The following is a 19,042-nucleotide window of genomic DNA, read 5'->3' on the forward strand; positions in this document are numbered from 1 at the left end:
GAATACTTCCGTCTAAGTAATACTGCTAGTGCGACCAATGCATTTCATCATGCTGGTAGCACTGACTCTACGATGGCTACATCGGCCATTAGCATTTCTTTCAAACGAGCTTTCGCACGGAATAAACGAGATTTCACAGTACCAATTGAAACTTTCATAATTGTAGAGATTTCTGCAAGTGAATATTGGTCTATGTAGAAATACCATAAAGTTTTACGATAGATTCCATCTAGTTGGCCCATTTTATCCTGTACTAATTGAGTAACAATATCTTTTTCAATTTTTTCTTCAGTTGAAATGTCATTATTGGGAACCAAATCTAATATCGGTACGTCTAATGTTTCAGGTTGGTTCATCATGTATTTACTACGTCGTGTTGTTTTACGATAGCGATCTCTAAATGTATTCATTGTAATTGTTGTAAGCCAAGCTTTAATATGCTCCACTTCGGCAACGCTATTCTCATAACGTACAACCTTTACCCATACTTCTTGCATTAAATCTTCAGCTTCTACAGTATTGCGAGTAAGTTTTAAACATAAGTGGTATATGTAACGATTAAATTCCTCATATACGCCTTCTAATTTTTCATTCATTTTGTATTCCTCCGCTTCTTGTTCTTGCTTCTATATACATTCTCGCAAAATAATGTATTACACTCTATCGTATTGGCTTTCAATTACATTACAATCGTGTAAGCTAAGATCCTTTCACTTGTAATATTCGTAAATAATGTTTTATTACAATACTTCCTTTGCGGAGGAAAGCTTCATAACACGTCCCTTCTACTTCGTTTTTATTGTACTCCCAATAGCATTCTCTTATATTTCCTAAAGCACAGTACTCCTTATTTAAGATCATCGCCAAAACGTGTGGATGATTGATCCCCAAGGAGTCGCTCAGCAGGAACGAAGATCAACGTATTTACAAAGTAGACATTTTAACAAAAGTCATTCATAACTTTTGGTGATGAGCCTTAAATAATTCAGAGTTAACTCAACAAACCTAATCGAAGGACAGAAGCGACAACCTGTGTACGATTTTTTGCTCTTAGCTCAGTCATTAAATTACTGGCATAACCCCTTACTGTATGTTCACTTAAAAACAGTAGGCTACCTATTTTTTTATTGTCATACCCTTCTGCTAATCCAAAATCATAGATTCCCTTTACGTTAAGTGGAGTTCAGAGGCGTTCTCCACTCTTTCCCCTTTTCTTGATAAAAATAAACCTAAGCGTTCCCCCATCTTGTTCAGTGAGCAGCCCCTTCATGCTCTGAACTTTTGAAAGCTCTGAAAAGAAGTTACAAGTTGTTTTCATAATACTTAGAATAGTATAGTATATTTAGACAGGATCAATCGATAAAACAGTTATCTGCTCAATTTCTTAGGTTTGAATAAATTTGTATAGCAAAAAAATATAAGTTAATCAGTTATGAAAGATACAGAGAGGTGATTCTGATGGAAGGTGATCTTCAAGTTATTCGCAAAGAATCGAGGCCAATAATCTTTACGCTTATATTAGTCATAGCTACTTTTGCAGTTTTCTTTATTAGTCGTTTCGTGAATGAACCATACCTAACTATTTTTTTAGGGCTCTTTGCATTAATAGATATTGGATTTATTGTTTCAATAGTGATGGGGATTAGAACAAAAAAAACAAATATTATTATTTTAAGTGTCATTGTCAATGGTCTATGTTTTGTACTTTTGACTATATTTTTATTACTAGTTGGCTTTGGGATAGGATTTTCTGAAGCATAATTAAAAAGCCGAATATCTCGGTTATTTAGAAATATATCTCAAATATTTTTTTGAAGATTGGTTTAAAATACGACTCTTTCACTCACTTTTTTAAGATGTAAACCAATAGAGGGTTTACGAATTCTTGAAAAAGGAGCGATTTGACTATGGTAAGAGGTCGGGTAGTAGAGAAAGAGCTTTCAACTCAAACTTTAGGGATTACGGAAAATCCTTTAGTAGAGCAAGCAATTAAACATTTAAAGGAACACAAATCTCGTGTAAATGATGATTTTGTTCAAACTGTTTTCAATGTAGAATATTTTGAAGACGAAAAGGAATCAGAGGAAATTTTAGTTGAACAAACGCAAACTTATGTACAACTAAGTGACGAAGCTCAACTTCGTATTATTGCTACAAAAACAAATGAAAAAGAATCACTTAATGTATCTGCTATTCGCTTAGGTGAAAAAGACGGTGTTCCTCGCGTTTTCGTAACAGCTTTTGAAAACGGCCAAATTATTTATGAAGTAGATCATTCGTATGACGAAAGTCAATTCAAAATCCCAGAAGATAAAGAGGCAGAGATTGAACCATATATTGCTTATCTTGATTGTGTATGGGGTAGTTCTTGTTGTACATTAGCTGGTAAGAAATATAACTGGTGTGGAGCTGGTTGTGGGTCAGGTACTCCAATAAATGACTTGGATACTTGCTGCAAATGGCACGATAATTGTTATGTAACTAATACAAGCTACCCTGGTCGTTGTGGATGTGACAAAGTTCTTAATGCTTGTGCTGATCAGACAAATGTAGATGGTGCAGGTGTTCTGATTTCTGCATTTATTGCGAAAATGGCTTGGTACGGTTGCTAAATTAAATAGTGAGAATTCCCTGGATTTCAGTCAGGGAATTTTCACTATTTATTTGTTATGTTTTATTATCAAAACTTATGTACTGCTTATACCAAAGAAGACATTCGTGTAAATACAGTATGCCCGAGATCCATCGACACACCCCTACTCTCTGAAGTAGATGCTCAAAAAAAAAGAATATTTAGCTGCCCTTCATCCACAAGGCCGACTTGGTAAACTAGCAAAAGCTGTGCTAGTTTTAGCAAGCGATGATGCAAGCTTTGTCAACGGCACTACCCCACTTGTTGATGGTAGGTATACAGCTCAATAGTGTTGTAGCATTTAAATATGGTCTGAATTTAGATCATTTTTTCTCTCAAATTCAAAAAAATGTTATATGATAAATGAAATATAATAGAAGGAGTTGGCTAATGATGATCTTCTCACCATTATTTGAACATGATGTACCTGAAGTGATTCTCCCTTAACGGAGAATCTTCATATCTCCGTTAAGGACAAAAATTGTCTAGAGATAACGGAGGGGAAAACATGAAAAAAACCTTAGTAGGTTCCTTATATTTATCACTTGCTGCTAGTATTTGGGGCGGCATGTATGTAGTCGTTAAAGTAGTTGTCGATACTATACCACCTTTAGAATTAGTATGGCTACGCTATATGATTGCCATCATCGCGTTGTTCATCATCGGCACTATGACAAAACAATCTTGGCGAATCGAAAAACGGGACTGGCTGTTAATCTTTATGATTGGGCTCATCGGAAATACAATTTCTATCGTCGCCCAAGAAATAGGTACTATGCTATCTACTGCTCAAATGGGCGCCATCATTACAGCAACGACACCAGCATTTATGGTTGTATTTGCGAGATTCATTTTAAAAGAAAAAATTACGTTAAAAAAAGCTGTTTCTATTATTCTAGCGACATTCGGAGTCTACATGATCGTAGGTCGAGCACATATCGATTCCTCCTATCAATTAGGGGGTGTTGCTCTGCTAATCGCTGCCCTCACCTGGTCATTAATGTCCGTTCTTATTAAACGTATACCGGAGCATTATTCACAAATCGTTGTCACAAGCTACGGAACACTTGTCGCTATCATTGTTTTAACACCTTTAGCCATACCACGACTACTAAAGTTAGACTTCCATGCTATGGTAGAACCATCCATCTGGGGTGGCCTACTCTACTTAGGCGTCATCTCTACAGCGTGCGGCTTCTTACTGTGGAACCGTGGATTACAGATGCTCAATGCCGCAAGTGGCGGTCTATTTTTCTTCTTTCAACCAATCGTCGGCACCTTCCTAGGATGGCTATTACTAGGCGAACAAATCGGCGTATCCTTTTGGGTTGGCACTGTATTAATCTTTAGTGGCGTACTATTGGTTATTCGCGAATAAGCATACGGAAAGCTGAATGATTTCTATCATTCAGCTTTTTATTAGAATTTATTTACTTAATGAGGTTCAGTTCAAACGATTGGGCGACTCCGTCGTGACCAACACACTTTGGCTCGCTTCGTTTTCGAACATAAAACATCTATTGCCCCAAGCCCCCCTATAAAAAAATTTAGCTACATTGATTGACCCTCCCCTTACAGGAAGCATTATAGTTAAAACAGGAGGTGATTATTATGCTTACAATTGGTGAGTTTTCGAAAATATCCCATCTCAAATTGAAGACTCTTCGCTACTATGATGAAATCGGACTTTTAAAACCTGCTTTCATAGACGCCAAAAACAACTATCGCTATTATAATATTTCTCAATTGGAAACAGCTTTATTGATTGCACGCTTAAAAGGCTATTTATTTTCATTGGAAGAAATTAAGGTTATTTTTGCTAATTTGGAGGATGCCGAACTTCTTAACTCTAAAATGAAAGCCAAACAAGAAAGTCTGACACAACAGATTACATTTTATTCTTCGTTGTCCAAAAAGTTAAAACATGATATTCAACTATTAGAGGAAGAGAAAAATATTATGGGTTATTTAGATCAGATTGAGATTAAACTTGTTGATCACTTAACCTATCCTATCTTTTCTCAACGAAAACAAATAAATACCGCTGATTTTCTAAAACACTTTAATGAGTTGTTTAGTAAAATTTTGTTTGAAAATCTATCACCTATTGCCAAGCCACTTGCTATTTTCCATAGTTCAGAATATGAACCTGAAAATTATGATGTAGAAATTGCGATTCCCCTTGCAATAGCCACCAATATTACAAAAGTGTTTAATCCTGGTCTTTGCGCAATGGCTACGCTTATTGGCTCTTACGATGAATTACCTTCTATTCATACAAAGCTGCATGTTTGGATTGATGAAAATAACTATAAACTGAACGGTGCTCCGTTTGAAATTTACAAAACGAACCCCTATAGCACACCAGAGGAGAATCATATTACAGAAGTATATTTCCCCATCAAATAAAAAATGAAGGAGGATCTTACATGTATGGTATTAGCAAGTCAACGATAAAAGAAAAGATTTTAATTTTAGTTGCTGAGATTATCTATTTAATCATTGCCTATTATTTACTTTTCATTACATATGACAAATCAGGCATTTCACTAGGGCTTTTTATTGCTTTAATTATTACAGCTTTACGATTAACAGCTATGATGTTTTTATGGTTGCCTAGGGGTATTGCATGGCAAGAAGCCATCATGAATAGTCTAGCATTTGGGATTTATAATTTAGGTTTCCCCATTTTAATGATTACTAGTAATCAGGATCCAAACTTAACAGTACTTATTGTAGGCTGGATATTATTTTTAGGGGGCAGTATGTTAAACACAGTTTCAGAGTTACTTAGAAAACCGTTTAAAGACAATCCTAAAAACAAAGGTAAACTATATACAGGCGGTTTATTTAAATATGCGATTCATATTAATTATCTCGGAGATTGCCTTTGGGTACTAGGCTTAGCGCTAATCTCTAACAATATGTACAGTTTGCTAATTCCTCTAGGTTTATTCTTAGTATTTATTTTTGGCTATATCCCAAAATCTGATGATTACCTACAAAACAAGTACGGAGAACCATTTACATTATATAAACAGACAACTAAAAAACTAATCCCTTTCATTTGGTAAGTAGTAACAAGACCGTCTATTTATAGGTGGTCTTTTTTAACTTCTTTCAACACGTTTTCTTATCGATAAAAGAAAAAGCCTTCCCCTGCTAGGAGTAAGGCATATATGCCTTCATATTTGTTTATTGAAGTTCTTTTTAATTAATTTTTTATTGGTGTTAGCAACTTCTATTAAATAAATCATACATAATGCTAAAAATAATAGAGACCACTCGATTTTTCCATATAAGAAAAGCGAATAGATAACAGCAATTACACAGTAACATAATATAATGCTAGCAATAACTATTCCTTTTTTAATCACGTTATTATCATGAACTGGACGTTTTTTATGTGGGGTTTCTTCCATAATAAATCCTTCCTTCTTATGTTTTATGTATTCTTCAACTTTGCTGAAACACAATTTCCAATTTCTTCCTCAGACATAAAATAATACTTACCTTTATCTGTTAACGTTACATTCACATACCCAAGTTTATCTTCATCTGAATAGTCTTCCCCATGTATCTACCCGAAGCTTTTCAACATAAATGTCCCATGTATTTCTTCTTTCGATATATCTTTAGTTTTCTTAGGAAAAAGAATTTCTTTTCTTCCATTTTTAACTTCTTCCAAAATTTCCACTTCTACATCATTCATCTCAAAAATCATTAACACCTCCAAAATACCTATATATATAATAGTGCAACTGGAATGTATTGTCATTACCAATTCAGCACTCGAATACTATCATCACAATATATAATTCATTTGCTGTTTCTGTAGGTTGATGATAACTGAATACTATATTGTTAACTTCGTGACTTTTTGCATTTTTAATGGCATCATTCACTTTCTTTTCTAATCCCAAGAGATCATCTGATTCATAAAATTTAACCTCCAATAATCCACCTCATCTTTCAAGTTTACTAAAATGATATGTGCGGATGATTTACTAAATTCATGATCATGTTTTAAAAGAGTTAGAGGAAAAATCTGTTTCGGTATTCAACCAAACTTTACAGGCTAGTGGGGCTAATCATCAAAAACGTTAGAAACCATTGCTATAGCAAGATTCCCCAACCACATTATGCTATACTATTTCTATTATCGAAATATTTGAAAAGAGGGATGCTAAATGATAAATGTACAGCAGTTAGATGCGTATTTCACAGAACATCGCGAGGCACACTTAAATGAATTAAATGAATTTTTACGTATTCCAAGTATTAGTTCTTTATCTGAGCATAAGGGCGATATACAAAATGCCGCAGAGTGGCTAGCGAACGCTTTTAAAAAGCTAAATCTTGAGAATATCTCTATTACGCAAACTGCAGGTCACCCTGTTGTTTATGCTGATTGGTTACACGCCGAGGGTAAACCAACTATTCTATTTTATGGTCATTACGATGTACAACCTGTTGACCCATTAAATTTATGGGAAACAGAGCCATTCAACCCTACGATTCGTGACAACAAATTGTTTGCTCGCGGTGCTAGTGACGATAAAGGACAAGTGTTTATGCACCTGAAAATGATTGAAGCATTATTTGCGACAACTGGCACTTTACCAGTGAACGTGAAGTTCATCTATGAAGGTGAAGAAGAGATTGGTAGCCCTAACCTTCCTGCCTATGTTGAAGAACATAAAGAGAAACTAGCCGCAGACTTAATTTTGATCTCTGATACAGGTTTATATGGTCCTGGTAAGCCTGCTGTATGCTATGGTTTACGTGGCTTAACAGGGGTTCAAATTGATGTTCGTGGTGCTAAAGGTGACCTTCACTCTGGTCTTTACGGTGGCGGTGTACAAAACGCTATTCATGCATTAGCTGACATTTTAGCCTCTTTCCGTGATGAGCATGGAACAATTCAAGTAGAGGGTTTCTACGACAACGTTTTACCATTAACGGAAGAAGAACGCGAAGCTTACAGTGCACTTGGTTTTGATGAAGAATCCGTGAAGGAAGAAGTTGGCGTGAAGGAATTATTCGGTGAAGCTGGTTATTCCTATTTAGAACGTACTTGGGCGCGCCCAACATTAGAGGTCAATGGTGTGTTTGGAGGCTTTTCTGGCGAAGGCATTAAAACAGTGCTTCCTGCTGAAGCTAGCGCAAAAATCACATGCCGTCTTGTGCCAAATCAAGAGCCAGATGAAATTGTAGCACTTTTAAAAGCGCATATTGAAAAACATAAACCAACTGGCGTTGAAGTGACGATTTCTGAATTTGATAAAGGACGTCCATTCTTAACACCATTTGATCATCCATTTATCCAAGCTGCCGGTCACTCATACGAAAAAGTATATAATGTACCAACTGCTTACACACGTGGCGGAGGATCCATCCCTATCGTCGCTGCCTTTGATGAAATTTTAGAATTACCAGTAGTGCTAATGGGCTTCGGCTTATCAAGTGAAAACTTCCATGCACCAAATGAGCACTTCCATTTAGAAAACTTCGATAAAGGCTTACGTGTTTTAAGTGATTATTTATTTGAGGTTGCTGAATTACAAAAATAAAATAAAGAAATCCCCTCGTCTATTTTAACGGGGGGATTTTGCTATGTTATTCTCCAAAAATCGTAACGATATCTGCTGATTTTTTACGTTCTTTCCCTTTTGGTGCTTCATCAAAATAACCAACTTGTAGCATCGCAATCACGCGCTCACCCTGCTGAACCTTTAGGGCTTCACGGAATTTCGGATTATCAAGGAAACCAGGAGTTTTCCAGCATGAGCCGATTCCTTTATCCCAAGCTAGCAATTGAATATTTTGAATAAAAATACTTGCCGCTCCGTAATCTTCTAATCGCTCTTTTTGTCGTGCATCCTCTGGAACGATTACAAATGCATAACCGCCTGGTAATGTGAATTTCGTCATTTGCTTCGCTAAATCTTCACTTGAAAGTTCCTGCCATTTTGGTATCGCTATATCGCGCAATAAATTATGAAGAGCCGATAACTCCTCACCACAAGCAACGACTAAACGCCAAGGCTCACGATTACCGTGATTCGGTGCCCATACCGCATCGTCAATAATAGCCATTAAATCTTCACGCTCTACTGGCTGGCCATTAAATTTTTTAATAGAACGACGCTCAATAATCGCATCCCTTACAGATAAAACTTGTTCACTCATATACTCATATCTCCTTCTATAACACTGCTAGTATTAAATTTATATATCCTCCTTCACATTATCATAAAATGATGGGCTTTAAAACTACTATCACTTTAAGCAAAACTATCATCAATATGAATATAATAATAAGTCATGCTTGGCGTATAGGCTGTGGAATCTTCATAAAAATAAGATCGATTAATACTATCTGAAGTGTGTGCATTAACATAAGGAATACCATTTTGAATACTAGTCACAATGACAGAATGGTCAACTCTCCCATCCCCTTGAAAATCATAAAAAATAATATCTCCAAGCTCTAATTCTTCGGCAGACTGAACCCGCCTTCCCTTTAACCCAGTCATTGAGCCTTCCAAATACCATCTAAGGGAATGTGCCACCGACCAGCTAAAGCTCCAATTCCCATGCTGAAGCCACCAACCTTTCCCTCTGTTTGGAGCCCCCCGCATAGGCGCTCCCCCCGCAAGTAAACATTGAGATATATAGTTCGTACAATCAACAGTAAAATTCGGAAACGCTGGATTACGCCTGTTCCACCACAAGTTCGCATACTGCACAGCGGCCTGTCTGTTATACATTTTTGCCACACTCACCCTCCTTATGTTCAACATATGTATAAAGGGATCTTTCTATTAGCTAGGTCCTTATTCATAAAAATGTCGAAAGTGGTCTTATTTGGCACTATCTTTGCTAGTTTTTGCTACAATAAGGGTAAGGAATTATAGATATTTATTTTATGATCAGAAGGGATGTTGAATGTGAAGCAGCATGCTGAGAAAGAAATTATACAACCTACTCTTTTATGCGATAAAAAAGGCAATTTAAATCCAGCTGCCATCGGATTTGCACGCAAACCTCTTATAAACAGCAATTTAAGTGGCCATATCATGCGCAAAAAGAAATGGAATTATTGGTGTGTCTACGGTGATGAGATTATCTTCTCTGCTACTATTAGCCATCTAGACTACGCAGCGGTCTGCTTCGTCTATTTCCTCGAATATGAAACACAGCGCTACTTTGAAAAAACAATTATAGTTCCATTGGGCGGAAAATTAAAAATGCCAACACAGGTGCTAGATTCAGTAACCTTCAAAAATAGTGAAATGATGATCGATATGACATATGTACAAAATGAAACCCAGCTATCCGTTTCGATCCCAGACTTTGATGGAGATACTTTATGTGCAAAGCTTATCATTCAACATCCGCCTACAGACGAGTCATTGAATGTAGTCATCCCTTGGAACCGTAAAACATTCCAATTTACAGGGAAGCATCACACACTTCCTACTTCTGGTTTTGTGTCAATTGGTGCTCGCCGCTTTACATTTTCTCCTGAGGAAAACTTCTCTGTACTAGAATACAGTCGTGGCGTTTGGCCGCGTCAGTCCACATGGACTTGGGGAATGGCCTCACAGCGAGTTCGAGGCAGACGAATCGGACTCAACTTAGGCGGTAAATGGACAGACGGCACTGGAATGACCGAAAATGCTGTTTTCGTTGAAGGCAAAATGACAAAAATACATGAAGATGTACTGTTCAATTATAATCAAGAGGATTTAATGCAACGGTGGAAAATTAAAACTAAATTCACGAACCAAGTTTCATTAACATTCTCCCCATTCTACGAGCGTGTTGCCGTCACAAAAGCTGGCCTCGTAAAATCTGAAGTACACCAAATGTTTGGCTACTACGACGGCACCGTATTACTAGACAACGGCGAAACACTTGTCATCAAGCAAATGCTAGGCAGTATCGAAGAGAATCGCGTTAAGTGGTAATAACTTAATTGCTTACTATACTCTTTTCATACTGGGATTTAACGCACTGAATTGCGCACCCTCAGCGCGTTAAATCCGAAAAGTCTATGAATAACGGCTTTCTGTGGATTTTCGTGGGGCTATCCGTTGATTTTGTGGTTCTATCCACGATTCGGGCGGGGCTTTCCACGTCTTTGATGGTTCTATCCACGACTTCGGCGAGTCTATCCACATTTTGGGCGGTTCTATCCATCACTTTGCCGGTTCTAATACTTTAGCTTCTCTATCCATCACTTCGCCGATTCTTTCCTTCACCTTAGCTCTTCTTTCCGCCACTCCACCCCCAGCCACGTTCCAGCCATTCTACCCTATCAACGCAGCTACTATCTTCTCCGGGTCATCTGTAAATATCCCCTGTACGCCGAGCTGCTGTAATTGTTTTGCGTTATCGACGTCATTTACTGTATATACACGGACATTCGTTCCTTCATTTAGTGCTTCTTGGACAGATCTTCGAAGCGCTGTAGGTAGGTTGACGTGTATAGCGTTTGCTGGGATTTGGGCTGTATAGCCGGTAAAGTCTACTAAGATTTCTGCAAATAGGGCCGCTTTTTCGATATATGGCGCTCTTTGCGAGATGATTTGAATTGATTCATGATTGAAGGAGGATATAATCACTCTTTCTGTCATTTGATAGGCAGCAATCTCTCTAATCACAAGGGCTTCTATCCCGTCATATGGGAATACATCGGTTTTGAGCTCGATGTTAATGCGATGATTTGTGCCTGCAAACAGTTCTAATACGTCTCCTAGAGTTGGAATGCTTTCATCTTCAAATTCAGCTGAAAACCATGAGCCAAAATCAAATGCACGCAGCTCTTGTAGCGTGTAGTCTTTTACGTAGCCAGAGCCGTTTGATGTGCGGTCGATTTTTTCGTCATGAATAACGACTAACTCCCTATCTGCTGTTAAATGAACATCTAGCTCAATGCCTGTAATCGGAAGCTTTGATGCGGCTGTAAAAGCAGCCATTGTATTTTCAGGGTAATGTGCCGAAACGCCTCTATGAGCAAAAATTTCCAATCTAATAACCTCCTAGTTCGCTCACCTTTAGTTGATGGAGCGATTTTCTATCATTCAAGTTCTCTTGTTCTTCCTTAAATAAGCCTATTACAATTTCACTTGCTGGTAAATATTATATATAGTAGTATGAGAATCTACATTAATTATACCTAGGCGTCATTGTGTCCGGATTCGGCTTTGAGCTAGGGTCTACTTTTCTCTTCAAAAAGTTTTATTAAAACATCGTAAGTAATTAGGAGGTGCTAAAAAATGACTGCACAACATCCAGATTTTCAGGCTGAAGTGGAGCGGCTTGCTTACACTAAAAATTACATGCAGCAAATTTTAAATGAATCGCAAAGAGGTTTGCAATCTGCTCAGGAGAATATTCGTAAGTCGATGGCGGATCTTGATTATTTAGATTCAAGTTTGGGCTACAATAATATTTTGGCAAATGCTCGTTTTTTTGAAATGGCTCGGAACCAAAAGGAAGGCTTAGAGGCTATTCAAAAAAAGCCATACTTTGCCCGAATTCATTTTCAAAAGACTGGAGATCCTGAAGAGTTTCTTTATATCGGAAAAACGTCTTTGTTTCATCGAGAAACGCATGAGCCGATTATCGTCGATTGGCGTTCACCGGTAGCAAACGTTTATTATGATGGTCGCCTCGGGGATATGGAATATGATGTTCGTGGAGAAATCCATAAGGGACACCTATTTGCCAAACGACAATATAAAATCCAAGATGGTGAATTGCTTGATATTCGGGATATTGATTTAACAACAAACGATGAATTACTGCAGGAAGCGTTAGCTGGAAAAGCCGATGTGCGTTTGACAGAAATCGTCTCCACTATTCAAAAAGAACAAAATGAAATTATACGAGCACATCTTCGTCAGCCGATTATCGTACAGGGTGCTGCTGGTAGTGGAAAAACAACCATCGCTCTACACCGAATATCGTACTTCCTCTATACAATGGGCGAGCATTTTAACCCTGAGCAGCTCATGATTTTAGCACCGAATAAGTTATTTATCGATTATATTGGAGATGTTTTGCCAGAGCTTGGTGTCGATAAAATTTGTCAAACAACCTTTAGCGATTACGTTCTAGCTGCGACTAAGCTAAAACTGAAACTCCAAAACCCTAACGAGCAGTTAGAATCGCTTGTTGCAGGTGAACCCCAACAGGTAGCTTCTTGGATATCTGAAATGAAGGGCTCTCTTTATTATCGTGATGTCATCGAGCGCTACGTTCAAAAGATTGAGCAGGAAATTGCCAATCAATTTGAGGATGTGTTCATTGAAAAATATTGCATTATGCGCGCCTCCCATTTAAAGAAGCTATTTTTATATGAATTTTCTTATATGCCGATTGAAAAACGACTGGCACATATTAAAAAAGTGCTAGCAAGCCATGCGCGTCAAAAGAAACAAGCTATTTTAATTACGCTCCATAAAAAATATGATGAAGCACTTGGCAGAGCACTTGATGGATTCCGTGATGATGAAAAACGTCGTCGGGTTGTCACGAAGTTTATTGATGAGCGTGATGAGCGCATTCCTGCCATTGAAAAAGAGGCAAAGTCAACAGCAACTGTTTATATGCGACGCTTTTCTAAATATAACATCAAGACTCTCTATCGCTCCCTTCTAACAAATGCTGAGCTGTTAGCAGAGCTTGCACCGGAATGGCATTATCTTGAGCAACAGCAATTTTTACAGGCACACGCTAAAGAGCGATGGGCGCTTGAAGATTTAGCTGCCCTTTATTATTTACAAGCTCGCTTAAAGGGCATTCCTGATGAATGGAAAATGCGAGTCGTCTTTATAGATGAAGTACAGGACTATAGTTTATTTCAGCTTGCTGCTTTAAAAGCTGGGCTGGAGACAGATATGTTTACGATGGTCGGTGATTTAGCGCAAGGGATTCACAGCTATCGTTCCCTTACTGCCTGGGAACCTGTCCAAGATCTATTTCCTAGAGCAAGCTTTAGAACACTTCAAAAAAGCTATCGAACAACCATTGAAATTATGGAGGTAGCGAACAAGGTTTTAGCGCAAATGGATGAACAGCTTCCATTAGTAGAGCCGGTAGTTCGTCATGGCAATGTCCCTACCTATATAGAGGCTCCATCATTTGATGCCCTGCAAATTAAAGAGATTTTTGATGCCATTCGAGCTAATGGACATCATTCCATTGCTTTAATTTGTAAAACGACTGCAGAGGCGATTTCAATGCAGCAAGCCTTAAAAGACAAGAAAATTGCTTCTCAGCTTTTAACTGAAAATGAATCCATTAATCAGGAATTATTGCTCGTTGTTCCGAGTCATTTAGCAAAGGGGCTTGAATTTGATGCTGTCATCGTAGCTGCCTTCGATACACCTTTCTACGATACGAAGGTTGATCGAAAACTACTGTATGTGGCACTCACTCGAGCTATGCATGAGCTGTATTTAATTGGTCCAACAAAAAATACTTTTCTATTAGAAAATGAACAGATCTAACTCAATTTCGCCTTGGCGTAATTGCCGCTGACGCGCAGATAAACAATGCGTCCGGATTTTGAATTGTGCTCAGGCCTGCACGATGCAGGTCAGTTAGCCGTTTTTGCAGGATGCAAAGGTTTTAGGCTAACATCCTTTTTTCATTCCTTTGAAAATCCGTGACATCCGCCGGAGGCTTAGGCCAACAAATGTTTTCTGTGCGAAAGCGCAGTGCTAACGTAGCATCAGCAATATGAAGTTGGTCACTCAGTCGTTGCCACAGGACGTGGCATTCTTAGACTGGGTTCCTCTAATTCAGTAGGTGTTTGGACACCCACTAAAAGGAAACACATCTATATTCATCTCACACTGTCAGAGGTGGGAGTCTTCTAACTGAATGAAGATAAAAAAAGTCGCTATGAAGGCGACTTTTTTTTGCATCGAACATTCAATGCCCATCTATCATTTCCGAGGCGGTATGCGGTAAAACCTTCCTCTGGATAAATACGCTTTTACAACTTTCCACCATGACCTTGGTGCTTCCCTTGGAGGAGACTTCTTTTTAGGTAGTGCCGGCATGCGCATCATAACGACTCCTTTCATAGGCTTGCTGTTACTATATGAAGATAGTTACAAATTTATGATAAAAGGTTTCTTAATAATAGCTTACACAATTAAGTCTGGGACTTCTAGTATTATTTACCAATAAATAGCATACAAGCCATTTTCTTTACACTAAAAGAGAGATGTACCAAGCATACGATACATCTCTCTTGAAATTAACATTTCCATCACCTAGCACAATGTCATGGCCTGCTAGTGCGACGGAACGGCATCTTCGCCTCATGGCGCTAAGTCAAAAGTAAGGACCTTCATTTGAGTAGTCGCGTAGCTTTTCGGTACATCCTAAAATGATGCATCTTCTGTTAGTTGTAATACACAATCAATCATAAGCGCTAGCTGCTGACGTTGAAGGAAATCATATACGCCTTGAGAAGTTACAAATCTAATGGGTTCAAATCAAACATACGCCATCCTATTGTTGTCACGCTTGAGAGAATTTCTATACTTGCTAATTGATTATTGGCAAACGCATAGCTTCCTATTTTTGTCTCACTTGAAGGTATTTTTATACTTGTTAATTGATTATCGGAAAATGCATAGCTTCCTATCGCTGTAACGCTTGAGGGTATATGTAAGCTTGTTAAGTGATTACTCCGAAATGCAGACAAGCCTATTGTTGTCACGCTTGAAGGTATTTCTACACTTGTTAATTGATTATCGGAAAATGCATAGTTTCCTATTGTTGTCACAGTTGAGGGTATTGCTATATTCCTTAATTGATTCGTTGAAAATACATACGATTCTATTGTTGTCACGCTTGGGGGTATTTCTATATTTGTTAATTGATTATTAGAAAATGCACCCATTTCTATTGTAGTCACACTTGAGGGTATTGCTATACTTGTTAATTGATTGTTGGAAAATGCATGTCCTCCTATGGTTGTCACGCTTGACGGAATCGTTACACTTGTAAGCTGTTTGTCAGAAAATGCTTCATAGCCTATTTCTATAACTGGTTTACCATTGATTTCACTTGGAATAACAACATCCTTTGTTTGTTCATCATCATATCCTATAATGATCACACCAAGGCCAATATCTCTAATGTCAAAATCATTATCACTATTGTTCAGTGATCCACTATCCACCTCATCATCATTCAAAGAAATCTTTTCATTGTCCAGATTCATCCGTTTAGCTTCCGTGTTGGCATGACTTCTGCTTTCACTATTGCTTATCGCATGAACAGATTGAAAGCTTAAAGATACTTGAGAAAAGGCTAAGAAGAAGATCGTTAACAGTAAGCTTATTTTTTTCATTTAGTAACTCCCTTTCTATTCCTCAACAGATAGGTTCCCATAAAATAGATACCCTTTATTGAGAAGTTTAAACGTTGTTAACATCCATCTTTACTTGTGATCGAGTTAGGTCAACCCGAGGTTATTCTTTAGACATCGTAAGACCTTTAATAGAAGGATGCAAATCAACTTTTGCACACTTTCATGAAAATTTTGATAATCGATAAATCGATGCGTTTTCAGCACATGCTCTGATAGCGAAAGCGTCATTTCCTAAATAGCAACTCATTTCTCAATTTCAGCAATTATTATTTCGAAATAAATAGATACCCATTAATTGGATACCCTTTTTTGTGCGTTATAAACTAGTAAAATCAATTTCTACTTGTTTTAGAGCATTTATTGACAATAGGATTTACCTGATTTCCCTACATAAATCCCCGTTAAATAGAAAAAGAGATGTATCAGATTAACGATACATCCCCTCTTTCAATACGGCCTACATTTTCACAAATTTTGGTCACGGACCTGTTTGATTAGTAGCTCATACAAATCTTTTAATTTTCTAAAATCTGAGTGGCTTTTACTTTCTTTTTCTGTCCTTTTAAGAAAAATGATACTACGAGGGCAACAATTATAAAGACTAACCCAAGTGTAAATGCACCCTGGAAACCGGTTGTTAAACCATTTACCTTTTCAACTGGGTCCATTGGATTTGCCGAGCTTTCCATATATTTAGTTGTGCCGGTCGTCATTTTAGATATAAATATAGCTGTTCCTATTGCACCAGCTACTTGCGATAACGTATTAAAGATCGCTGTACCGTGTGGATAAAACTCTGGTGTCAATTGATTTAATCCATATGTTTGTACTGTCATGACAAACATGAGGCCAACCATTAATAGGCTGTGCATCAAAATAATTTGCGTTAATGTTGTTTCTGGGTTAATGCCACTGAACAACCAAATCGCAAAGGCTACTAACCCAATACCTGGGATGATAATAATCTTTGGACTTAATTTATCAAATAGCATACCTGCAACCGGTCCCATGATGCCGCTAATAATACTTCCTGGTAGCATGATGAGCCCTGATTTAAAGGCTGTCACAAGTAACACCATTTGTAAAAACATCGGTAATAATGTCATCGTTGAGAACATGGACATCATAACGATGAATATTAACCCAACTGATAAAGTAAACATTGGAAATTTAAAGGCGCGTAGTTCTAAAATTGGATGATCTATTTTTAATTGACGGACAACAAAAATGACTAACGCTATAACCCCAATCATTAAAGTGACATAAACTTTCGGATCTGACCATCCTAAATCTCCTGAAGAACTAAAGCTATACACAAAACCACCGAAACCTAATGTTGATAAAAGAATCGATACATAATCCACTTTTGGTCGTGTTATCTCAGAGACATTTTGAAGATACTTCATTCCAATTAAAGTCGAAATGATGGCTATCGGTATAACAAGGTAGAATAACCAGCGCCAGCCAAGAGAATCAACGATGATTCCCGATAATGTCGGGCCAATTGCTGGAGCAGACATCATAACAAGTGCCATTAAGCCCATTGTGGCACCACGTTTTTCAGGTGGACAAATTATTAAAATTGTATTCATTAGTAATGGCGAAATTAATCCAGTGGCGATTGCTTGGACAATACGGCCGATTAATAAAATAGCAAACGTCGGTGCACCCCCGGCAATCAATGTACCGACTAAAAATGTAATCATGGCGGTTAAGAACATTTGTCTTGTTGTGAACCATTGTTGAAGTAATGCTGTAATCGGTACTAAAACGCCCACAACTAACATGTAGGCTGTAGAAAGCCATTGAATGGTTGGAGCTGTTACATCAAACTCTCTCATTAGTACAGTTAAAGCATTACCAAGTAATGTTTCGTTTAAAAGCGCGACCATTGCACCTAACATTAATGCGATGATTATTGGCTTATGTCTAATAGTAGAATGATCAACTTTGCTACTTGTAGAACTCGTAGTCGTCATATTCATTTACTAACTTTCCTCCTGTCGTCTTGACTATTAATACATGTGTATACAAAAGTTCACACGTAATATAATATACATTTGTAGAATAAATAGGCAGAATCAATTTTCAACAGTTGTATAAATAAACTACAGAATAGGAGAAGTGTAGATGAAAAGTAATGAGAGGCAGCTAGATTTACGTATTAGACGTACACATAAATTATTGTGGGAAGCGTTATTTGAATTAATGACCCAACCAAAACAAAAATATAGTGCCATTACTATTAATCAAATTTGTGATCGCGCAATGGTACACCGTACAACATTTTATCAACATTTTGAGGATAAAAATGCATTATTGGAATTTGGTCTTAAACAAACTCTAGAAGAAGCATTGACCATACCACTTTTAGATCGATTAACGAAGCCATTTCAAGCAACAGAACAATTCTTACGTCATAAAGAGATTGGTAAAATAATAGAGTCGCAAATGGATGATGAACAATTTATTAACTTTATGGCTTATCAAGCTCGTGAAATGAAGAAACAAGAAAATGAAGAATTACAACGCATTTGTAAAAATCATACGATACCATCTGAGTTGATTATTGAATTCCACTCAGGTGTCCTTACAACGTTAAGTGCATGGTGGTTACAAAATAGAAAAGAAGTTTCAGCAAAAGAAATGGATCAATACTTTCACGCAATGATCAATCAAGATATTTTTCAATTTGAAAAGGAATAAATCGTTAGTAAGGAATGATAACACATCACTCCTCATCCCCCATTGGCCATTCCGATATTTTTATTAGTTTTAACATTATTTATAATCGTGCTAATAATACTAGCTGTAAGAAACCCAAATAAAAGGAAAAATAATTACTGCAAGGACTGTCAAAATTCATTGATTAAAGCTTCTAGGACGCCATGAGGTTAGTTGTTTTTGTTTCGTTTTTCAAATCCCACCCTATTAAATTCCATCAACACATATCCTTCAAGTATTTTCACAAATCAATTACGTTCCATTGTCTCCACCAGTTC

General features: G+C 37.4%; 18 protein-coding genes and 1 pseudogene. 10 read left to right on the top strand and 9 right to left on the bottom strand.

Annotated features, from left to right (window positions below; all coding sequences use genetic code 11):
* Window positions 1-47: 47 nt before the first annotated feature.
* Both B1B04_RS23295 and B1B04_RS26300 read right to left on the bottom strand, forming a co-directional pair.
* Window positions 48-596: an RNA polymerase sigma factor gene (locus B1B04_RS23295; RefSeq protein WP_079563731.1), complete on the bottom strand. Its 549-nt coding sequence runs from the start codon at window positions 594-596 to the stop codon at window positions 48-50.
* 395 nt (window positions 597-991) lie between these two features.
* Window positions 992-1,162, bottom strand: coding sequence for a response regulator transcription factor (locus B1B04_RS26300; RefSeq protein ID WP_346427009.1), 171 nt, complete (start codon window positions 1,160-1,162; stop codon window positions 992-994).
* A gap of 296 nt (window positions 1,163-1,458) precedes the next feature.
* Here B1B04_RS26300 and B1B04_RS23305 point away from each other — a divergent pair, with 296 nt between their 5' ends.
* The 6 genes and pseudogenes from B1B04_RS23305 (at window position 1,459) to B1B04_RS23330 (ending at window position 5,706) form a co-directional block, all read left to right on the top strand.
* Window positions 1,459-1,761: a hypothetical protein gene (locus B1B04_RS23305; protein WP_079563732.1), complete on the top strand. Its 303-nt coding sequence runs from the start codon at window positions 1,459-1,461 to the stop codon at window positions 1,759-1,761.
* A gap of 146 nt (window positions 1,762-1,907) precedes the next feature.
* Complete coding sequence (locus B1B04_RS23310; protein WP_079563733.1) at window positions 1,908-2,612, top strand: phospholipase A2 family protein; 705 nt, start codon at window positions 1,908-1,910, stop codon at window positions 2,610-2,612.
* A 69-nt stretch (window positions 2,613-2,681) separates the two neighbouring features.
* A pseudogene (locus B1B04_RS23315) lies at window positions 2,682-2,922 on the top strand (SDR family oxidoreductase); the annotation flags it as partial.
* A 218-nt stretch (window positions 2,923-3,140) separates the two neighbouring features.
* A complete protein-coding gene (locus B1B04_RS23320; protein WP_079563734.1) occupies window positions 3,141-4,010 on the top strand; it encodes a DMT family transporter in 870 nt (289 codons plus the stop codon).
* A 233-nt stretch (window positions 4,011-4,243) separates the two neighbouring features.
* A complete protein-coding gene (locus B1B04_RS23325) occupies window positions 4,244-5,041 on the top strand; it encodes a MerR family transcriptional regulator (protein ID WP_079563735.1) in 798 nt (265 codons plus the stop codon).
* A 20-nt stretch (window positions 5,042-5,061) separates the two neighbouring features.
* Window positions 5,062-5,706: a methyltransferase family protein gene (locus B1B04_RS23330; protein WP_079563736.1), complete on the top strand. Its 645-nt coding sequence runs from the start codon at window positions 5,062-5,064 to the stop codon at window positions 5,704-5,706.
* 111 nt (window positions 5,707-5,817) lie between these two features.
* On the opposite strand, the gene B1B04_RS23335 is transcribed toward B1B04_RS23330, so the two are convergent.
* Window positions 5,818-6,054, bottom strand: coding sequence for a hypothetical protein (locus tag B1B04_RS23335; RefSeq protein WP_079563757.1), 237 nt, complete (start codon window positions 6,052-6,054; stop codon window positions 5,818-5,820).
* Window positions 6,055-6,212: 158 nt separating this feature from the next.
* Complete coding sequence (locus B1B04_RS25840; protein WP_170939066.1) at window positions 6,213-6,356, bottom strand: hypothetical protein; 144 nt, start codon at window positions 6,354-6,356, stop codon at window positions 6,213-6,215.
* A 466-nt stretch (window positions 6,357-6,822) separates the two neighbouring features.
* Here B1B04_RS25840 and B1B04_RS23340 point away from each other — a divergent pair, with 466 nt between their 5' ends.
* Window positions 6,823-8,205, top strand: a complete 1,383-nt coding sequence (locus B1B04_RS23340) for a dipeptidase (protein WP_079563737.1) — start codon at window positions 6,823-6,825, stop codon at window positions 8,203-8,205.
* Between the two features lie 46 nt (window positions 8,206-8,251).
* Here B1B04_RS23340 and B1B04_RS23345 read toward each other — a convergent pair whose 3' ends face one another.
* Together B1B04_RS23345 and B1B04_RS23350 are read right to left on the bottom strand one after the other, a co-directional pair.
* Window positions 8,252-8,824, bottom strand: coding sequence for a nitroreductase family protein (locus tag B1B04_RS23345; protein WP_079563738.1), 573 nt, complete (start codon window positions 8,822-8,824; stop codon window positions 8,252-8,254).
* A gap of 95 nt (window positions 8,825-8,919) precedes the next feature.
* The gene (locus B1B04_RS23350) at window positions 8,920-9,414 is read right to left on the bottom strand and encodes an amidase domain-containing protein (RefSeq protein ID WP_079563739.1); all 495 of its coding nucleotides are present in this window, start codon (window positions 9,412-9,414) and stop codon (window positions 8,920-8,922) included.
* A gap of 171 nt (window positions 9,415-9,585) precedes the next feature.
* Between B1B04_RS23350 and B1B04_RS23355 the strand changes: the two genes are divergently transcribed.
* Entirely contained in the window at window positions 9,586-10,608 is a 1,023-nt protein-coding gene (locus B1B04_RS23355; RefSeq protein WP_079563740.1) for a DUF2804 domain-containing protein, read from the top strand.
* Window positions 10,609-10,950: 342 nt separating this feature from the next.
* Here the strand turns inward: B1B04_RS23355 and B1B04_RS23360 are convergent, their stop codons facing one another.
* On the bottom strand, window positions 10,951-11,670 hold the full coding sequence (locus B1B04_RS23360) for a glycerophosphodiester phosphodiesterase (RefSeq protein ID WP_079563741.1): 720 nt from the start codon (window positions 11,668-11,670) through the stop codon (window positions 10,951-10,953).
* Between the two features lie 249 nt (window positions 11,671-11,919).
* Between B1B04_RS23360 and helD the strand changes: the two genes are divergently transcribed.
* On the top strand, window positions 11,920-14,157 hold the full coding sequence (gene helD / locus B1B04_RS23365) for an RNA polymerase recycling motor HelD (protein WP_079563742.1): 2,238 nt from the start codon (window positions 11,920-11,922) through the stop codon (window positions 14,155-14,157).
* A 977-nt stretch (window positions 14,158-15,134) separates the two neighbouring features.
* On the opposite strand, the gene B1B04_RS23370 is transcribed toward helD, so the two are convergent.
* Both B1B04_RS23370 and B1B04_RS23375 read right to left on the bottom strand, forming a co-directional pair.
* Window positions 15,135-16,019: a leucine-rich repeat domain-containing protein gene (locus B1B04_RS23370; protein ID WP_079563743.1), complete on the bottom strand. Its 885-nt coding sequence runs from the start codon at window positions 16,017-16,019 to the stop codon at window positions 15,135-15,137.
* A 536-nt stretch (window positions 16,020-16,555) separates the two neighbouring features.
* Window positions 16,556-18,025 carry an MDR family MFS transporter gene (locus tag B1B04_RS23375; protein ID WP_079563744.1) on the bottom strand — a complete coding sequence of 490 codons (1,470 nt, stop codon included), beginning with the start codon at window positions 18,023-18,025 and terminating at the stop codon, window positions 16,556-16,558.
* Between the two features lie 145 nt (window positions 18,026-18,170).
* Between B1B04_RS23375 and B1B04_RS23380 the strand changes: the two genes are divergently transcribed.
* Window positions 18,171-18,746: a TetR/AcrR family transcriptional regulator gene (locus B1B04_RS23380; protein WP_079563745.1), complete on the top strand. Its 576-nt coding sequence runs from the start codon at window positions 18,171-18,173 to the stop codon at window positions 18,744-18,746.
* The last annotated feature ends 296 nt before the right edge of the window (window positions 18,747-19,042 follow it).

Source organism: Lysinibacillus sp. KCTC 33748, from assembly GCF_002237755.1.
Lineage (GTDB): Bacteria > Bacillota > Bacilli > Bacillales_A > Planococcaceae > Lysinibacillus.

Excerpts from the sequence above, each read along its gene's own strand:
- B1B04_RS23295 (WP_079563731.1), bottom strand. The coding sequence starts at position 596 with ATGAATGAAAAATTAGAAGGCGTATATGAGGAATTTAATCGTTACATA.
- B1B04_RS23305 (WP_079563732.1), top strand. The coding sequence starts at position 1,459 with ATGGAAGGTGATCTTCAAGTTATTCGCAAAGAATCGAGGCCAATAATC.
- B1B04_RS23310 (WP_079563733.1), top strand. The coding sequence starts at position 1,908 with ATGGTAAGAGGTCGGGTAGTAGAGAAAGAGCTTTCAACTCAAACTTTA.
- B1B04_RS23320 (WP_079563734.1), top strand. The coding sequence starts at position 3,141 with ATGAAAAAAACCTTAGTAGGTTCCTTATATTTATCACTTGCTGCTAGT.
- B1B04_RS23325 (WP_079563735.1), top strand. The coding sequence starts at position 4,244 with ATGCTTACAATTGGTGAGTTTTCGAAAATATCCCATCTCAAATTGAAG.
- B1B04_RS23330 (WP_079563736.1), top strand. The coding sequence starts at position 5,062 with ATGTATGGTATTAGCAAGTCAACGATAAAAGAAAAGATTTTAATTTTA.
- B1B04_RS23335 (WP_079563757.1), bottom strand. The coding sequence starts at position 6,054 with ATGGAAGAAACCCCACATAAAAAACGTCCAGTTCATGATAATAACGTG.
- B1B04_RS25840 (WP_170939066.1), bottom strand. The coding sequence starts at position 6,356 with ATGATTTTTGAGATGAATGATGTAGAAGTGGAAATTTTGGAAGAAGTT.
- B1B04_RS23340 (WP_079563737.1), top strand. The coding sequence starts at position 6,823 with ATGATAAATGTACAGCAGTTAGATGCGTATTTCACAGAACATCGCGAG.
- B1B04_RS23345 (WP_079563738.1), bottom strand. The coding sequence starts at position 8,824 with ATGAGTGAACAAGTTTTATCTGTAAGGGATGCGATTATTGAGCGTCGT.
- helD (WP_079563742.1), top strand. The coding sequence starts at position 11,920 with ATGACTGCACAACATCCAGATTTTCAGGCTGAAGTGGAGCGGCTTGCT.
- B1B04_RS23370 (WP_079563743.1), bottom strand. The coding sequence starts at position 16,019 with ATGAAAAAAATAAGCTTACTGTTAACGATCTTCTTCTTAGCCTTTTCT.
- B1B04_RS23375 (WP_079563744.1), bottom strand. The coding sequence starts at position 18,025 with ATGAATATGACGACTACGAGTTCTACAAGTAGCAAAGTTGATCATTCT.
- B1B04_RS23380 (WP_079563745.1), top strand. The coding sequence starts at position 18,171 with ATGAAAAGTAATGAGAGGCAGCTAGATTTACGTATTAGACGTACACAT.